We start from the raw sequence: 16990 nt of genomic DNA on the forward strand, positions 1-16990 counted from the left end.
TAAAAAAGCAAGCCCCCAAAAGCTTGCTTCAATCTATACGGATGCCAACACTTCTGCACAATCTAAAATGGACCCATCTACTGTTTGTTCTTCTCTTATCCATAAATGCATGCATTATAGCTTTTGCAATTCTTGAATCACCTCATATAAATAGGGAACAGATTGAAATGCATATAACTTCTTTTTCATTTCCCCGTTTCTAAATAACAGCAGGCAAGGTACACTTTCAATTTCCCAGCTGACCGCTCGATCCGGCATATAGTTAATATCGGACTTCCGAAAGGCTACATGAGAAACCAGCTCTTGAACAATGCTGACCATGCGATTCGCCAGCTGGCATGTGCCGCACATCGGTGTATATACATACAAACATACAAACTCCTCCTGCTGAATGAGTTCATCTAATTGCTGTATCGTTACTTCTTCCACACTTCTTCACACCTTTTACCAATCATCTGCATACACATCAATGTTAGCGCTCAGTAGCACCGTTGCAATATGTTTTTTAGGTGCTGCGGCTACCTCTCGATACATGCGGTCGATATATAAATGCTCCGCCTCAGGAAATTCACGGCGCAGCTGCTTTCGCAATCGTTCTCCCGCTTCATCCGAATCCACTAAGATAAACACTTCTTTATCATATAGCTGATCAATCCACTCATCTAATTTGGCACGGCTGATCGTCCCGTTTGTGCAAATGATTTCAACAGAATCTTTAATCATGCCCTCTATTTTCTTTTTATCGGATCGCCCCTCGACAATAATTACTTTTTCTTTATCCATCATGATCATCACCTAATGAAAAGAAGTTATGTATATTGTATTCCATTCGCTCTTTGTTTTCTACCTTCCTGCTTCCAAAAATAAAACAGCCTTGAGATCGGAGACAAAATCCATGCTTGCTTTAACCATTCACTATTCATATAAAATATATACGCCGCGGCATTATTAGCCACGGCGTGCTAGAATCGCTCTTATTCTTGGTTAATCATTTGCTCATATTGTTCAGCCGTCAATAAACGATCGATTTCGCTTAAATCAGTCGGCTCAACAACAATCATCCATGCCTTCTCATATGGAGATTCATTGACAAATTCAGGATTGTCGTTTAATTCTTCATTAATTTCAACAACTTTTCCACTGATAGGGGCATACAGCTCAGAAACCGTTTTCACTGATTCAACACTGCCAAACGGCTCGTTTGCTGTAAGTTCCGCACCTACCTCTGGAAGCTCAACAAATACGATATCTCCTAACTCGGATTGCGCAAAATCAGTAATTCCAATTCGAACTTTACCATCTTCCACACGTACCCATTCATGTTCTTCAGAATAGCGCAATTCTTTTGGTGTGTTCATGATTTATGTCCCTCCAACAGCAATGTATTCTTTCTAATAATAACTGATTTTTTTGAAAAACTCGACTGTATTCGTTATACTTGTCCAAAAATTTTTTCATAAGCTTGCTCATCAAATCCTACTACCACATGCGTCCCATCTGTTGCAATCGGCCGTTTAATCAGCATGCCATCCGATGCCAATAGTTCAAGCAGCTCGTCGTCAGTCGCTGTGCTGATGCGATCTTTTAATCCTAGCTCCCGATACCTCATGCCGCTTGTGTTAAAAAACTTTTTGAGCGGAAGCCCGCTTTTTTGATAAAGCTCTCTTAATTCATCTTTTGTTGGTGGATGTTCGGCAATATGTACATCATTCACTGCGATGCCGTGCTCCTCTAACCATTTTTTCGCTTTTCGGCAAGTGCTGCATTTCGGATACCAGTAAAAAGTTAACATGATCGTTCACCACCCTCTATAAACAAAGTACCAGACGATTCGTCTGGTACTTCTCATTATTACACAATATAACGTTCTGCTTCAATGAGCGCGGCCGCCGCTTCGCGTTTTTTGGCAATGACATTGATTGGAGTATGGCGCGTAAGCTTGCGCAATGCCGATAGCATCATTCGCAGCATATCTCCTTGCTCAACCGTTACAATCGTTTCTTTTGCATGTGCTTCGATTTCATTAAATGCTTCCTGGCAGAAAATTTCTGTATATAAAATTTTTTGTTTATTTTTCTCTGCTCCAAATTTTTGAATCGCCTTTTCTGTGCGAAGAAGTGCTGATTCCATCGCATAAATATTGCTGACAATGTCGGCAATATTCACTAGCACTTCTTGTTCTTTCTCTAGTTTCGGGCCAAATTTCTGCACGGCTAGGCCGGCTGTCAACAGAGCAATTTTTTTCGCGTTCCGCACCAAATATTTTTCTTGCTCTAGCAATCCATCTCCTACTTCTTCCGGCATCAGCATCATGAGCTCTTCTTGCAGCTTTTGCGCTTTTTGCAAAAGAGGAAGCTCTCCCTTCATCGCTTTCCGCAAATACGTTCCCGGTACTAACAGGCGGTTGATTTCATTCGTTCCTTCAAAAATACGGTTAATGCGCGAGTCGCGATACGCCCGTTCAATTTCATATTCCTGCATAAAACCGTAGCCGCCATGAATCTGTACCCCTTCATCCACAATGTAATCCAATACTTCCGTTGCAAAAAATTTATTCAATGAACATTCAATGGCATATTCAGCAATAGATCTAGCAATTTCTTTTCCTTCTCTCGCTTGTTCGGCATCCAGCTTGCTCATGCGCTCCTCAAATAATCCAACTGTGCGATATACCGAGCTCTCCGCAGCGTATAGTTTTGATGCCATCGTCGCAAATTTTTCTTGTGTTAATGAAAATTGGGAAATTGGCGTTTTAAATTGCTGGCGCTGATTCGCATATTGAATCGTCACCTCTAGAGCCCGTTTGGAGCCGCCAACTGCTCCGACACCTAATTTATAACGGCCAATATTTAAAATATTAAAAGCGATGACATGCCCCTTTCCAATTTCCCCTAATAAATTTTCCTTCGGCACAAGGACATCTTGCAAAATTAATGTGCGAGTGGAAGAGCTTTTAATTCCCATTTTCTTTTCTTCTGCTCCGGTAGACACCCCAGGAAAATCACGCTCTACAATAAAAGCCGAGAAATGCTCGCCATCCACTTTAGCATAAACGACAAACACATCCGCAAACCCTGCATTGGTAATCCATTGCTTCTCTCCATTCAAAACATAGTGAGTGCCTTCTGCATTCAGCTTCGCTGTCGTTTTCGCCCCTAGAGCGTCCGAACCGGAGCCCGGCTCTGTTAAAGCATAAGCCGCTATCTTTTCACCTGTGGCCAATGCCGGCAAATATTTTTGTTTTTGCGCTTCTGTTCCAAATAATACAATAGGAAGTGAGCCGATTCCTACGTGGGCGCCATGCGAAATCGAAAACCCCCCGGCCCGCGCCATTTTTTCGGCAATTAATGCTGAGCTGATTTTATCAAGCGACAAACCTCCATACTCTTCCGGTACATCCGCGCTTAAAAGTCCAATTTCTCCCGCTTTCTTTAGCAGTTTAACAGAACGATCAAACTCATGATTTTCTAAGTGCTCTAACTGAGGCAACACCTCATTGATCACAAATTCCTCTGTTGTTTTGGCGATCATTTTATGCTCATCTGTAAAATCTTCCGGAGTAAACACGCGTCCGCAGTCTACCTCTTCAATTAAGAAGCTGCCACCTTTCACCACATTATCCATCGCTTTTGCCATTGCGTTTCTCCCCCTTGTTTTTTATGTGAACAACCTTGATATCATCTGCTTTACACTACTCCAGTAATTCAAATACACCAGCGGCTCCCATGCCGCCGCCGATGCACATCGTAACAATACCAAATTGCTCATGCCGGCGGCGCATCTCATGAAGCAAGGTCAACGTTAATTTAGCCCCTGTGCATCCGAGCGGATGCCCGAGTGCAATCGCTCCGCCATTGACATTGACTTTTTCTTCATCTAGACTGAGCTCCCGAATCACTTGAATCGCTTGTGAAGCGAACGCCTCATTTAGCTCAAATAATCCGATATCGGAAAGCTCTAATCCAGCAAGCTTTAGCGCCTTTGGAACAGCAGCAATCGGCCCGATTCCCATCACTTCTGGAGGGACGCCTGCTACGGCGAATGAACGGAATTTTCCAAGAGGCTTCAAGCCAAGCGCTTCTGCCTTTTCGCGATCCATCACCATGACCGCTGCTGCTCCATCGCTTGTTTGCGACGCATTTCCTGCAGTGACTGTTCCATTAACGGCAAACGCCGGGCGCAGCTTTGCTAATATTTCTTTGTTCGTTTCCGGACGAACACCTTCATCTTCAGCAAATACGATCTGTTTTTCCGCAAGTCGGTTATTTTCAACCGTACGGATCGTGACATTCACTGGAACAATTTCATCCACAAACTTCCCGTCACGGATCGCTTGGGCTGCCCGCTGATGGCTGCGTACAGCAAACGCATCCTGTTCTTCGCGGCTGATTCCATACTTCATGGCCACTTGCTCCGCTGTATGTCCCATTGACATATAGTATTCTGGAATGCTTTCAGCAATTTTTGCATTCGGTCTCACAACATGCCCCAGCATGGGGACAAGACTCATTGATTCAACGCCGCCAGCGATAATCGTGTCAGAGTGGCCAAGCATAATGCGCTCCGCTGCATAAGCAATCGCCTGCAGCCCTGATGAGCAATAGCGATTGATCGTAATCGCTGGAACAGTATAAGGGAGACCTGCCAATGCCCCTATGTTGCGGGCTATATTTAGCCCCTGCTCCGCCTCCGGCATGGCGCAGCCAAAAATCAAATCATCGATGTCTCCATCATAATTTTCCGCCCTCTTTAATGTTTCTTTCACAACAAGCGCGCCTAAATCATCTGGACGCATATGAGCAAGCGTCCCTTTTTTCGCCTTTCCGACCGGAGTACGCGCTCCCGCTACGATGACTGCTTCTCTCACAATCTTCCCCCCTGTTTCTATATAGGCTTTATTTAAGATTTTACGAGCATGAATGCCCCACCGCATCCAAACCATATTCCACGCAATTTTGACGAGAGCAGCGGATTATAAGCCAGTCAATCCATCCCCTTGCGATTGTTAAGAGAAAGCCCCCTGGGCTCATTTGATACGGCCGCATATCTATGTTTGTTATTTAGTTGCGCAGCGTCTTTCCTTTTACAAGCATATGCTGCATCCGCTCCTGCGACTTTCTTTCTCCTACTAAACTTAAAAACGCTTCTCTCTCTAAATCTAATAAATATTGTTCATCTACCTCCGTACCGTACGGCACTTTTCCTCCAGCAATGACATAGGCAAGCTTTTTGGCAATCTTTACATCATGCTCTGTCGCATAACCGGAAAGGTGCATGGATTGAGCAGCTAAAAGCAATGCCGCGTATCCAGACTCGCCTACGACCGGAATCTTTTTGCGCACAGGCGGCTGATAACCGCTGTCGTATAGAGAAATTACAGCCTGTTTGGCATCATAAAGCAAATGGTCACCATTCATCGTAATTCCGTCTTGTCGATTTAAAAAATTCAGCTCGCGAGCTTCCAACGCCGATGTAGATACTTTGGCCGTCGCAATCGTTTCAAACACTTTATTCGCCACTTTTTGCAAATCAAAGTCCACCCCATTCGGCAGGCTGTTTAAATATTTAATATATAGTTCCTTGTTTCCACCGCCGCCAGGAATCAACCCAACACCAACTTCAACTAATCCCATATACGTTTCTCCTGCCGCCTGAATGCGTGCGGCCGGCAAGCAAATTTCCGTACCGCCGCCAAGCGTCATCGCAAAAGGAGCAGCAACCACTGGCTTTGGACTATATTTAATATTCATCATCGCCTGCTGGAACTGTCTCACAACGAGCTCAATTTCAAAATAATTATCATCTTGGGCCTCCATTAAAATCAGAGCCAGATTAGCACCAACACAGAAGTTTTTCCCTTGGTTTCCAATGACAAGGCCTTTATAGTTGCGATCGACTTCCTCTAGCGAGTCGTTGATCATTTGGACAATATCAAGGCCGATCGCATTATTTGGTGAATGAAACTCTAATAGCGCAACATCATCCCCTAAATCAATCAAGCTGGCACCGCTATTTTTTTTGATAACCCTGTTTTCTTCTTTTAACCGTTTAAGATGAATGACTTTTGGATTCTCTGAAACAGGCTTGTATTCTCCCTTGTCATAAACTAAAACTTTTCCGTTTTCTCGCTTATAAAAGGATGTATGCCCCGCAGCAAGCATTTGAGCAACCCAATCAGGAACGTTCTTTCCTTCTTCTTGCATTTTGCGAACAGACGCTTCCACACCGATCGCATCCCATGTTTCAAACGGGCCAAACTCCCATCCAAATCCCCATTTCATTGCCCGGTCAATGGCGACAATATCATCGGCAATTTCCCCTAGCAGTTGTGCCGAATAAAGAAGGACCGGGCTTAAAATATTCCAAAGCAATTCTCCAGCACGGTCATCGCTATATACAAGCGCTTTCAATTTATTGCTTAATCCTTTAGCCTGCTTGCTCATCTCGACCGCTGGTGTTTTTAGTTTTTTGCTTGGTTCATATTCCAGGGTTTCATAGTTTAATTCTAAAATGTCCTTTCCTTTTTTGAGGAAAAATCCTTGTCCTGCTTTGCTGCCAAGCCATCCTTTTTCCAGCATTGCTTTCATAAAATCAGGAGTGCGAAAAACCTCTTTTTCCTCTCCGTCCACTTTTTCAAATACATTGTTCGCTACATGAATAAATGTATCTAAACCAACGACATCCAGCGTGCGAAACGTAGCGCTTTTCGGACGTCCGATTAACGGCCCTGTAACCGAGTCAACCTCGCCAACGCTGTAGCCTCCTTTGATCATTTCTCGCACTGTTACTAGCAGCCCATACGTTCCAATGCGATTAGCAATAAAATTAGGCGTATCTTTAGCAATGACGACTCCTTTCCCAAGCACTTCCTCGCCAAATTCCTTCATAAAGGCAACAACCTCTGGATCAGTGGCTTTCGTCGGAATGATTTCCAGAAGTTTTAAATAGCGGGGCGGATTAAAAAAGTGAGTCCCTAAAAAATGCTTTTTAAAATCTTCCGAACGTCCTTCAGACATGGCTTCCACTGAAATACCAGACGTATTGGAACTTACAATGCTCCCTTCTCTTCTGACTGCGTCGATTTTAGCAAACAGCTGTTTTTTTATGTCTAAATTCTCCACCACTACTTCAATAATCCAATCAGCCTCCGCCAGACGGTGTAAGTCATCTTCAAAATTTCCGGTCTCGATGAGCGCCAGCTTTTCTTTCGCCATCAGCGGCGCCGGTTTTTGCTTCAATAGCTTTTGCAGAGCCTGATTCGCCAAGCGGTTACGAACAGCTGTATGTTCAAATGTAAGACCTCTTGCTTCCTCCTCCTTTGTTCGTTCACGCGGCACGATATCAAGAAGCAAGGTTGGAATGCCGACGTTCGCTAAATGTGCGGCAATGCCGGAGCCCATTACTCCAGAACCTAATACCGCGGCCCGTTTAATCCGTTTGACCATGGCAACTTCCCCCTCCGATATATTGAATGAATAATCATTCATTTTTTCTCAAAAAAAATATTGGCTGACTATTATTCTTATAATTTAAATATAAAGTATCTTTTAAATTTTCGCAATATATATGCTTAACAATTTTTGTCTAGAGTATAAATTATTTTTTTCAGCCAAGCTAAAAACGGAGGTGATAGGGATGGCAAAAATGCAGAAGAACCCGTCTAAAGCAGCCGTCAGCGCCGCAAGTGTCAAAGGAAACGCAGGACCAAATGTCGAGATGGATGGAAGCGGGAAAAAAACAAGTCAAAATCAGCAATATAAAAAAGCAAACATGCAAGGAGAGTAACGATACTTGCTATAGCTGGGCAATACATGCAACAATGATCCATACAACTTGATCCTTCAACATTCTCTTCCATTTGAGGAGTCGGTGATCGAGCAATCGAACAGCACCACGAGTGAACGATATAAAGGGGCTGCCTTCTGGTAACAGGCAGCCCCTTTTGGATAGAGCAGAAAAATAAAGGCGGAATCAAACGAAGAAACAAAATCGCGAATTTTTTTCTTCATTCACTGTTAAAAGCTTAACCACATGAGATAGGTACGGCCCTCTCCAAATAACGAACGTTATCATGCTGTCCAACGGAAGAGGCAGAAAAGCTTGTGTTTAGCCATATCATGCTGTGATTTTTCACAAAACAATAAACCATGAATATTTGTACATTTACTATTTACGCAATATTCCTTTGATAACAAACGCTACATTCGCTGGGCGTTCAGCAAGACGGCGCATAAAATAGCCGTACCAATCCGTTCCATACGGTACATAGACACGCATGGTGTATCCTTCGCGAACAAGCTGTTCTTGTCTTTCTGGGCGAATTCCGTACAGCATTTGAAACTCAAATTGATCATTTGGAATGTTATATTCCTTTACTAGCTGTTTCGTATATTCAATAATCGCATCATCATGAGTCGCTACCGCCGTATAGTTTCCATTCAGCAGATGCATTTTAATAATTTTTTTGAAATTATCATCAACATCTTTTTTCTCAGGGAACGCTACTTCCTGCGATTCCTTGTACGCTCCTTTAACAAGGCGCAAATTCGGATGGTAATCTTTTAAATCTTCAATATCGGATTCCGTACGATATAAATACGCTTGCAATACCGTACCCACATTATCATATTCTTTTTTCAATTGCTTAAAAATATCCAATGTTTTTTGGCAACGTGAATAGTCCTCCATATCAATGGTAACAAATACACCATTTTCTTTTGCCGCATCTAGAATCCGGCGCATATTTTGCATCACAAGCTCATCAGAAATGTCTAGTCCCATTGATGTCATTTTTAAGGATAGCTGGGAGTTCAGCTTCTCTCTTCCGATTGCGCGAATGGCTTCAATAGAATTGTCAGCCATTTCATTCGCTTCTTTTGCGTTATCAACAAACTCTCCTAAATAATCGATCGTCACTGCAAGCCCTTTTTTATTTAAATCTTTAATCACTTCTACAGCACGTTCAATCGTTTCTCCAGCCACAAAACGAGAAGCCCCGAAGCGCAACCCGTATTTTTTCGCCAATTTTGTCAATGTTTTATTTTTTGATAAAAACAAAAAAAAGTCACGCATCAATTGCTCCATCTTACTACCTCCTTATTTCCGTAAACGCCTTCACGTACCATCTACGATGATTTTAGCATGTTTTTTTATAATTGAATATCTTTTTTCGACAAAATTCGCCTTTATGTATATTATTCCACAAACCGGATAATCTACAACCGAGTCATTGATACCATATTTATATAAAAGGAGTGGAACCTTATGCAACAGCAACCCATCCAACAGCAGGCTGCTATGCCTCAGCCGCCGCAAATGATTTCATCAAAAGATGCCATGTATTTCACAGATATGATGTCTTGGAACTTGCTCGCTCTGAAAAAAGCGCACTTTTTTGCATCGCAGTGCCAAGATCCAGAAGTCGCAGCTGCTATCGAAAGAGCTGGACAAATGCATCAACGTCATTATGAACAAATTTTACAACACTTGCAGCAGCCAAATCCATCCATTACATCATCTTTTCAATGAGGAGGGAAAATAAATGAACCAATCATCTATTCAAAATCCAGAAACACAAGTGGCTAAAACACCACAAATGAACGACCGCGACTTTTTAAATGATTTATTAGCCACTGAAAAATATATGACCTCTTCCTATACTACATTTTTGCATGAAGCAAGCCACCAACAATTATATCAGGATATGCTGCATATTTTTACTGAAACGCAAAATTGTCAGCGCGAACTGTATAATCTTATGTTTAAAAAAGGATGGTATAAGCTTGAAGCGGCAGATCAACAAAAGCTGCAACAATCTTATCAACAATTCCAAGGATATACGAATCAATTTCCATATCAACCAAATGTTCAATAAATGTTTTCCCCCGTATAAAACGTACGGGGGAAAACACTCATCAATACCAATATCCTCCATAAGGATACGGACCATACGGAGGAAATGGGCCGTATGGTCTCGGGTATCCGTAAAAAAGCGGTGGAATTAGCGCGCTCCCCACTAATCCTCCTAACAGTCCACCTAAAAATGGGCCACCGAAAAACCATCTCGTTTCATAAGGGTTTGCCCGAATCATTACGATTCTCCTCTCATCAATCAATACTAGCGCTTGATTCCTCCTTTCCTATTTTTAATAGTAATAAGGGTATCCAAAATATGGGTATCCACCATAAAATGGAGGAACCAATGCGCTGCCTAATAATCCTCCTAAAAAACCTCCAAAAAAGGGACCGCCACCGAAAAATGGGCGTGGACCAAAAAACCCCCATGGACGAACTCCCCATCCCCAAGGACGTCCCCAAATTCTCGTGTCTTGACCAATAAAATCATTCATGTTGATTTTCCTCCTCACCTTTCATAAATTCCCACACTTCATACATATGTCAGGCAAATGCGGAGAGCGTGGGCGAATGTCCCATTTTGAACAAATAAAAAACTTCCGCTTAGAGTGTAGGTAGCTACCTATATAAGCAATGAATGATTTCAGCATTCAATCCATTTGCAAATGATATAAGAATCATCCAATAAACAGAATCCTATGCTGGCAACACTCGAAAGCAAGTGCGTAACTTGTCTCCAACCAGCCGCTTTCAGACAAATGAATTTGTCTGGAAACGGTGTTGTTCAGTTGTTTAACCGTCGAAATCGGCGATCATCCGCTTACTTGGGGACAAATATTGAATTGATGTATCATATCTAAATACCAGCCGGTTTTTCAATCTAAATCTCCATGTATCACAACGCACATGATAAAAAGTTAAATTTTATCCACATCATAATAGGCCCCCCTTCCCTTGCTTAAGCAACGATTCTAGAAAGCATCTTTTTGAACGCTTCAGCATCATCTACGGTATCTCCATGAAGCACAGCTTTGTATGCTTCTGCTCCTTTTGCCACATTCACGTATCCTATCTCCGTGTGAACAAACTAACACAGACCATTTTTTTCTTCCGCATGAAAAGGTCATTCTCAGCAAAAACGATCTCCCCCTGAAGCTCACCTTGATCTGATTAACATTGGACAATAAACAAGTTTTTCCTTTATACTAATAGATAAATGATAACTATTCTCAACTAAGGAAGAAAGGATGCTTTACGTTGCGAGATGTTCACAATACGGCTCTTTTAGCCATTTTATTTTTTGTTTTTATCCCTATCATTGTTTCATACAAACAATCATTAAACTTAGAAAAGGATATCCTTTGGTCCTCGTTAAGAGGATTCATTCAACTCCTGCTGCTCGGGTATTTTATTTCCTATATTTTCTCCTTTAAACACTGGTATGTCATCATAGGTTATGTATTGGCTATGATTATTGCTGCTTCGCTGAATGTTTCTAAAAGAGGGATAGAATATAGACGCACATTTGCTTTTGTATTGTTGGGAATCTCTGCATCTGTCGGCTTTTCTATTTGCTTATGGCTTATGGTTGGCGTCATTCCTTTCCAAGCTCAATACATCATCCCGGTCGGCGGAATGTTTTCGGGGACAGCCATGGTGGCTGCTAGCGTAGTTCTAGAAACGATGAAAAAATCAGAAAATACAGATGAGAAGGAAATGAAACGGAACGCTATAAAAATCGCCATGATCCCGACGGTTGACACGTTAAAAACAATGGGGCTTGTTCAAATTCCCGGAACAATGACAGGGATGATTTTAGCCGGGGCTGAACCAATCGCTGCAGTCAAATATCAAATTTTTATCGTCTTTACCCTTATGGTTGTCGCTGCTATCGCCTCCATCATCGTTTGCACATGCAACTACCGTGTGTTTTTCTATCATTCTCATCCGGCGCGGCAAGAAGCAAGCGCAGGAAAATAAGGTTTGTAGAAGCTGACGGCTTTACTCTCCATCGTCGTTCCCATATCGTTGATGCTTTCTAGCAGCTCTTCTATTTTCCGTTAAAGAGCTGCCACATCAACTGTCTGTATTGCTCTCCTGCCCCATCAGCGGCCGAAAGTAGGGACATCGCCCTTATGAAACAAAACAGCGGACCATGACTCGGTTTTACAAGATGATATGGCCGGCGTTCAATAAAATCAGCAGGGACCCCCTGCTGGTGTTAGTTCTGTCTATGATTATGATTGGAGTAAGTCACTCCACGATTTTTCTGGTGTCTTTAATGTGATCTCGCTGAAAAATGTATGGAGACGCTGCTTCCATGTATGGCATTTAGCACATCGTTCTTGTCCGGCACGGGCAATCGCTTCAGCCTCGTCAGGGTGATCTAAATAGTAACGAATTTTTTCAATTAAATCCTCTTTATTTTTATATCCGACAATTTCTTTATCATATTCAAAAAACTGACGCATTTCATCGAAATACTCTGTAAATAACAACCTTCCCGTAGCCACCGCTTCAAAGACACCAACTTTCACATTCGTATACCCTGCACCTGTTTTCGGAAAATTGACGACCATTTTCGCCGAATGCATCGCTTGAAACCATTCCTCGCCATATACAGGGCCTTCCGATTGCAAAGGCCATCCTCTTCCAAAAATTTTTGCTTGAAAAATATCTTGAAGCGATTGGGCAATTTCTAATCGATTGGGCCGATAATGGCCAATGATTGAAACATCTGATTGGTACTTGGCAACAGGCTCTCGTGGAATAAAAAAGCGCGAGTCGATCCCAAACGGCATATAAAATGTATTCATTATCCCTGCTTTCTTATATTGTTTATAGGATAAAACTGAATTCGTTGTGTGGTAATCAAATTTTCCAACGAACTGCCTGACAGTCGGATACACATCCGGATCGCTTAATGTCATTCCAATGACCGTGCAATATTTTTTGACTTCTTCTAGAACCTCCGGCTGAAATGTCAATCCTCCGGCACAAAACAGAATGATATCTGGCTGAAAGCGAGCCACCTCTTCCTTAATGGCTGGCCATTTCACATACACAGGTCCATGGCCACCAAAACGACGATAAGGATTATAAATGAGATGGGGTCTTAGCTTTAAATTGATCTCATGCACTTGATAGCCATTTTCAAGCAATCCCATTTGAATGCTGCGGATAATTCCTGTTTCTCCCTCTGTATATCTGCCAATAAATACGATTTTTAACGTGCTGCTGTCCATCCTTACATCCCCCCAAGCATTTTCATTAGAACGGTTTGATTGATCCGTTCTCTCTCTTGCAAAACTGTAACGTTATCCTGAATCAACCGGCGATGATTTTGAGGGTTGATCAGACAGTCCTCGATGAGCATACGGAGAGAGGATATATCGATCTCTTCAATCGGAAAGCAATATGGTTTTAAATCCAGTTCTTGATAAAGACCGCTTACTTTGTCATCATAGGATAACCCGATGCTTGGCACTCCTTCGCTCAAAGCAAAAATACTGGCATGAAGCCGCATCGCAATCATTAAATCCAGCTCTCTACACATCGATTTATATTCCTCCGGAGAGCAATCATATGGCAAAATCAGTGAATCTCCTTTAAGACGTTTAGCAAGCTGGCGCGCTTTTTCTAATTCTGATGGTAGTTTGTTAAAAGACATAATCACAAAAGTAACCAAATATTTCTCAGACAGCTGATTGAGTACAGAAATAAGCTGATGCTCTGCCTTCTTTGCGCTTTTGCGGTCATATGACCAATTGCGCAAATTCAATCCAATATATTTATGCAACGACGTTTTTTTGTTCAGTGAGAAGTTGGTTTGATCAGCAGCAGGTAATGTGATCACCGGATCGGCAGATAGTTGTTGCTTGGAGATACCTAACGAGGTTAATAGCTGCGCTGAAGCAGCATCTCTTACTGTAATGCTGTCGACCATTTCGCCGATCCACTTCATAGCCCGCTTCGATTCCTCACTCGCTAACGGACCGACTCCAACAGCATATAGCATGGTTTTGATATTTAGCATTTTCGCTAAAATAATGGGAGCTGAGTAATAATTTAATGCTCCTTTTTGATCGATGAATAAATTTTCTGGTGCAAAAGTGTTATAATCTTGAAACAATCCTCCGCCTCCGACAATCAATAGTGCGCTTTCTTTTAAAGCTTGGGCAATCCGCTTAAAATCCAGGCCATAAATATAATCAATTTTTTCATCTCCGTAATACGCTTTGATGTTTTTAGACCAAGCAATCACTACGATTTCTATTTGATGATTGACTTGTTTAAGCGTGCGGATAATAGAATGAAGAATGGCGTCGTCTCCGGCGTTTCCGGCTCCATAAAAGCCATGGATTAATACTTTCATATAACATCACCCTTTTCTTTTTGTAAGTACAAGTAAATGGTTCGACATCCATAAGCTCTTCTTGTTTATTCTTTCCCCCTACTAAAACAGATAGCGATAAAAGCAGAAGGATAAGCAACCCATTAGATTTTGCAACACACACATGGTGCATGATCATTGTTTCTGTTTCATATTTTCATAGAAACAAACTTTTTTGTTAGCTCAATCAATAAAAGAGATGACCAACGTTTATGATTATATTTATATTGCTCTTTCCTATTTTCGGAACGGCAGAAAACCTAGAATATCCTTGGAACATATCGCTCTGCACATTTTCATACTTTCGCGACAAGACTGAAAACCTATATATAAGTGATCAAGGATTTCGACATTTGATCCATTTGTGAATGGTGAACGAGAAGATAAACTAGATGGCCCATTCAAAAGCAGCCTTTGATTTTTTCGCCTTGCCTTCGTCATACCAATGTGCATGACAGATCACCAAACAACGAACCGCCTTCCAGACAAATGCATTGATCCGGAAGCGGTGTTGTTCGGTCATCCAACATTCGCTTATTCAAAGAGGTGAACATGTCAAATTGCCTCTCTATATAAATGATATGGTGCCAGTTTCAAATATGAGAAATGATGTCGAAAGCATAAATCCATTTTATGATAGAATACATCTTCCATCGTTATATCATCTCTTTTAAGACGCGAAATCTTTAATAATCATTTCGATTTGCTCACCGCGATGATCCCAAGTGTGCTGCAAGGCATAGCGGATGCGATCAGACGCATCTCCTGCATGCTGGATATAGTGAAGTACCTTGGAAACAAATTCATCATGAGAATGTCCGATTTCTACATAAGGATACATCTGTCTGCATTCGGGGAGATTGGTTGAAACGACAGGTTTTCCAGCTGCTAAATATTCATATGCTTTGACAGGATTAACAGCAGCTGTAAGTTTATTTTTTTGGAAAGGGATGATACAAACATGAAAAAAAGGGAGATAGTTCGCAAGCTGCTCATGCGCTTTATGTCCTAGAAAATGCACATTCGATTTGCCGTATGAACAATAATTCAAGCCAAATTCGGCTCCAATGACAACTAAATCAAGTTCCTCCCGCAGCAGCCGCCGCACAAGCCCTTCGTCAATCCATGGTGCCCATGCCCCTACATAACCTACTAGCGGCCTATTATTTTTTGGTAAATCACGTGGAAGGATGGACGATGCATGTTCTAGATGAAGTGATAAATCGGGATCGTAGCCATTTCGTACAATCTCAATACGCTTGAAGGGATAGTCCTTTCGCAGCCGCTCAAACAGAGGCTGTGACGTGCAAATAATGGCATTCGATCGCTTTACCATTTCCGGTTCATAGCGCTGCCATCTTTCCATTTCATCTACACAATCATAGATCACCCAATCCGGTTTCATTTTTTTGATATAGGGCGTTAATTTTGGCCACGTACACCATAGGCCAACCACATTTCCATACGTCTGTTTCAGTCTTGGATACTCTTCTCTTACCCATTTACTAAAATGATGAACAACATATAATCCTGGCATCATTTCTTCTACAGGCTTCTTTTGCGTTGATTGATTGCAATAAAAAACGGTATATCCTCTTTTAGCCAGCTGCTTGGCCAATTGTTGCGGCCGTTGCCTCATCCATGACCAATCAATCGTCGGGGGAAAAATAATCACGTTCATCATGATCCCTCCATCACCATTTTTCCTCTATATACAATTTTGAAGATGGATTTATAGCAGATTGGAAAGAAGCGACTTGATTTTTTCGACAGTTGGAGACAAGACGGTGACTTGCTTCCATCACGATGGAGGATCGAACAATGAAGTGTCTTTCAAACCTAGAAACGACATTGTTCGATCACTCAACTGCCGAAAGCCAACAATCGCTTCAGCGAAGAAGCGAAAATGTCGACATATCAAGTTGCCTCTCTATACATACTATGAAATACAGCGGAAAAGGTACGGGAAAAAATGGTTTTGCTAGCAAACGATAAGCTCCAACATCCCTTGAAGATGAAACTCTCTTCGCGTCCATGTGACGAAAGGTGGAACAACACCGACGGCTGACCAATCCCTTTGTCAGCAAACGATGTTGTTTAGTCGCCCGACTAGCGAAATGGCTTATCACCTGCTCACTTTGGAATAAAGTTGATGTATCCAATTGCCTCTATATAAAAATAAATACTAGTGAATATCCAACATTCACAAACCATTTTCTGTTATTCTTTCTCCACACTGAAACACTTTCCGTCGCTGTCGATTTTTCGCTCCAAATCTATATAGTTAATTGCATCAAATATGCAATTCCTAGTGAAATCGCTTATCCAAGAGAATCCGTTGATACATATACTATCAAAGTATCAAACATCAATGAATGAAAGGATGGTTACATTGGCAACTAATCCACAAACAGAAAAATTAAAAAAACAGCTCGTTGCTCTTACACAACGATTAACGCCGACGGACTCCGCTAACTGCGGGATCGATTTCTCCTTTATGATTGACCTGCTAGGTATCGATCTTGATTTTTCTATTCATCTCCCATGTCCTAGTCCTCCAACTCCTGGCGGGCTCGAGCAATATCTTTATAAGGAAATTGCCGTTACAACTCCAAGTGAAGTGATTAGTGGCACACTGATTGCGATTCAGGAGGATTATATCGTAATGGTAGAGTTTGATGGTTCATTAGTTTTGATTCCCCTGGACAAAATTGAAGAAGTTAATGAAATTTAAAGGAGGGA

18 protein-coding genes are annotated in these 16990 nt (G+C 41.9%); 5 read left to right on the forward strand and 13 right to left on the reverse strand.

The features are described from left to right. Nucleotides 1-114: 114 nt before the first annotated feature. The 7 genes from GRQ40_RS15790 to GRQ40_RS15820 form a co-directional block, all read right to left on the reverse strand. Complete coding sequence (locus tag GRQ40_RS15790) at nt 115-429, reverse strand: thioredoxin family protein (RefSeq protein ID WP_159720335.1); 315 nt, start codon at nt 427-429, stop codon at nt 115-117. Between the two features lie 15 nt (nt 430-444). Beyond that, complete coding sequence (locus tag GRQ40_RS15795) at nt 445-792, reverse strand: toprim domain-containing protein (RefSeq protein ID WP_044742759.1); 348 nt, start codon at nt 790-792, stop codon at nt 445-447. A 182-nt stretch (nt 793-974) separates the two neighbouring features. After that, nucleotides 975-1358: a glycine cleavage system protein GcvH gene (gene gcvH, locus GRQ40_RS15800; protein ID WP_044742760.1), complete on the reverse strand. Its 384-nt coding sequence runs from the start codon at nt 1356-1358 to the stop codon at nt 975-977. A gap of 74 nt (nt 1359-1432) precedes the next feature. Continuing rightward, the gene (locus GRQ40_RS15805) at nt 1433-1792 is read right to left on the reverse strand and encodes an arsenate reductase family protein (RefSeq protein ID WP_249218657.1); all 360 of its coding nucleotides are present in this window, start codon (nt 1790-1792) and stop codon (nt 1433-1435) included. Nucleotides 1793-1851: 59 nt separating this feature from the next. Beyond that, on the reverse strand, nt 1852-3636 hold the full coding sequence (locus GRQ40_RS15810) for an acyl-CoA dehydrogenase family protein (RefSeq protein WP_159720336.1): 1785 nt from the start codon (nt 3634-3636) through the stop codon (nt 1852-1854). Nucleotides 3637-3691: 55 nt separating this feature from the next. Next, on the reverse strand, nt 3692-4867 hold the full coding sequence (locus tag GRQ40_RS15815; RefSeq protein WP_159720337.1) for an acetyl-CoA C-acetyltransferase: 1176 nt from the start codon (nt 4865-4867) through the stop codon (nt 3692-3694). A 193-nt stretch (nt 4868-5060) separates the two neighbouring features. Then, nucleotides 5061-7445 (reverse strand): 3-hydroxyacyl-CoA dehydrogenase/enoyl-CoA hydratase family protein, encoded by a 2385-nt coding sequence (locus GRQ40_RS15820; RefSeq protein ID WP_159720338.1) that lies wholly within the window; start codon nt 7443-7445, stop codon nt 5061-5063. Nucleotides 7446-7635: 190 nt separating this feature from the next. Here GRQ40_RS15820 and GRQ40_RS15825 point away from each other — a divergent pair, with 190 nt between their 5' ends. Next, on the forward strand, nt 7636-7785 hold the full coding sequence (locus tag GRQ40_RS15825; protein ID WP_080862757.1) for a YuzL family protein: 150 nt from the start codon (nt 7636-7638) through the stop codon (nt 7783-7785). 381 nt (nt 7786-8166) lie between these two features. On the opposite strand, the gene GRQ40_RS15830 is transcribed toward GRQ40_RS15825, so the two are convergent. After that, on the reverse strand, nt 8167-9084 hold the full coding sequence (locus GRQ40_RS15830; RefSeq protein ID WP_044742765.1) for a proline dehydrogenase family protein: 918 nt from the start codon (nt 9082-9084) through the stop codon (nt 8167-8169). 180 nt (nt 9085-9264) lie between these two features. Between GRQ40_RS15830 and GRQ40_RS15835 the strand changes: the two genes are divergently transcribed. Further along, on the forward strand, nt 9265-9528 hold the full coding sequence (locus tag GRQ40_RS15835; RefSeq protein ID WP_159720339.1) for a hypothetical protein: 264 nt from the start codon (nt 9265-9267) through the stop codon (nt 9526-9528). 13 nt (nt 9529-9541) lie between these two features. Beyond that, on the forward strand, nt 9542-9874 hold the full coding sequence (locus GRQ40_RS15840; RefSeq protein WP_159720340.1) for a spore coat protein: 333 nt from the start codon (nt 9542-9544) through the stop codon (nt 9872-9874). Between the two features lie 40 nt (nt 9875-9914). On the opposite strand, the gene GRQ40_RS18360 is transcribed toward GRQ40_RS15840, so the two are convergent. Together GRQ40_RS18360 and GRQ40_RS15845 are read right to left on the reverse strand one after the other, a co-directional pair. Next, complete coding sequence (locus GRQ40_RS18360; RefSeq protein ID WP_172798659.1) at nt 9915-10091, reverse strand: hypothetical protein; 177 nt, start codon at nt 10089-10091, stop codon at nt 9915-9917. A gap of 54 nt (nt 10092-10145) precedes the next feature. Continuing rightward, complete coding sequence (locus tag GRQ40_RS15845; protein ID WP_159720341.1) at nt 10146-10349, reverse strand: hypothetical protein; 204 nt, start codon at nt 10347-10349, stop codon at nt 10146-10148. Between the two features lie 763 nt (nt 10350-11112). Between GRQ40_RS15845 and fetB the strand changes: the two genes are divergently transcribed. Continuing rightward, the gene (gene fetB / locus GRQ40_RS15850; RefSeq protein ID WP_159720342.1) at nt 11113-11835 is read left to right on the forward strand and encodes an ABC transporter permease; all 723 of its coding nucleotides are present in this window, start codon (nt 11113-11115) and stop codon (nt 11833-11835) included. 257 nt (nt 11836-12092) lie between these two features. On the opposite strand, the gene GRQ40_RS15855 is transcribed toward fetB, so the two are convergent. From GRQ40_RS15855 to GRQ40_RS15865, 3 genes are all read right to left on the reverse strand, one after another. Continuing rightward, nucleotides 12093-13100 carry a CgeB family protein gene (locus GRQ40_RS15855; RefSeq protein ID WP_159720343.1) on the reverse strand — a complete coding sequence of 336 codons (1008 nt, stop codon included), beginning with the start codon at nt 13098-13100 and terminating at the stop codon, nt 12093-12095. 2 nt (nt 13101-13102) lie between these two features. Continuing rightward, nucleotides 13103-14230 (reverse strand): polysaccharide pyruvyl transferase family protein, encoded by a 1128-nt coding sequence (locus tag GRQ40_RS15860; protein ID WP_159720344.1) that lies wholly within the window; start codon nt 14228-14230, stop codon nt 13103-13105. 688 nt (nt 14231-14918) lie between these two features. Continuing rightward, entirely contained in the window at nt 14919-15929 is a 1011-nt protein-coding gene (locus tag GRQ40_RS15865) for a glycosyltransferase family protein (RefSeq protein WP_159720345.1), read from the reverse strand. A 711-nt stretch (nt 15930-16640) separates the two neighbouring features. Between GRQ40_RS15865 and GRQ40_RS15870 the strand changes: the two genes are divergently transcribed. Beyond that, nucleotides 16641-16982 (forward strand): hypothetical protein, encoded by a 342-nt coding sequence (locus tag GRQ40_RS15870; protein WP_044742772.1) that lies wholly within the window; start codon nt 16641-16643, stop codon nt 16980-16982. Nucleotides 16983-16990: the final 8 nt, after the last annotated feature.

The sequence above is a fragment of the Anoxybacillus sp. PDR2 genome (assembly GCF_009834045.1).
GTDB lineage: Bacteria > Bacillota > Bacilli > Bacillales > Anoxybacillaceae > Anoxybacteroides > Anoxybacteroides rupiense.

Coding starts and splice junctions, on each gene's coding strand:
- GRQ40_RS15795 (WP_044742759.1), bottom strand. CDS start 792: ATGATCATGATGGATAAAGAAAAAGTAATTATTGTCGAGGGGCGATCC.
- gcvH (WP_044742760.1), bottom strand. CDS start 1,358: ATGAACACACCAAAAGAATTGCGCTATTCTGAAGAACATGAATGGGTA.
- GRQ40_RS15805 (WP_249218657.1), bottom strand. CDS start 1,792: ATGTTAACTTTTTACTGGTATCCGAAATGCAGCACTTGCCGAAAAGCG.
- GRQ40_RS15810 (WP_159720336.1), bottom strand. CDS start 3,636: ATGGCAAAAGCGATGGATAATGTGGTGAAAGGTGGCAGCTTCTTAATT.
- GRQ40_RS15820 (WP_159720338.1), bottom strand. CDS start 7,445: ATGGTCAAACGGATTAAACGGGCCGCGGTATTAGGTTCTGGAGTAATG.
- GRQ40_RS15825 (WP_080862757.1), top strand. CDS start 7,636: ATGGCAAAAATGCAGAAGAACCCGTCTAAAGCAGCCGTCAGCGCCGCA.
- GRQ40_RS15830 (WP_044742765.1), bottom strand. CDS start 9,084: ATGGAGCAATTGATGCGTGACTTTTTTTTGTTTTTATCAAAAAATAAA.
- GRQ40_RS15835 (WP_159720339.1), top strand. CDS start 9,265: ATGCAACAGCAACCCATCCAACAGCAGGCTGCTATGCCTCAGCCGCCG.
- GRQ40_RS15840 (WP_159720340.1), top strand. CDS start 9,542: ATGAACCAATCATCTATTCAAAATCCAGAAACACAAGTGGCTAAAACA.
- GRQ40_RS18360 (WP_172798659.1), bottom strand. CDS start 10,091: ATGATTCGGGCAAACCCTTATGAAACGAGATGGTTTTTCGGTGGCCCA.
- GRQ40_RS15845 (WP_159720341.1), bottom strand. CDS start 10,349: ATGAATGATTTTATTGGTCAAGACACGAGAATTTGGGGACGTCCTTGG.
- GRQ40_RS15855 (WP_159720343.1), bottom strand. CDS start 13,100: ATGGACAGCAGCACGTTAAAAATCGTATTTATTGGCAGATATACAGAG.
- GRQ40_RS15860 (WP_159720344.1), bottom strand. CDS start 14,230: ATGAAAGTATTAATCCATGGCTTTTATGGAGCCGGAAACGCCGGAGAC.
- GRQ40_RS15865 (WP_159720345.1), bottom strand. CDS start 15,929: ATGAACGTGATTATTTTTCCCCCGACGATTGATTGGTCATGGATGAGG.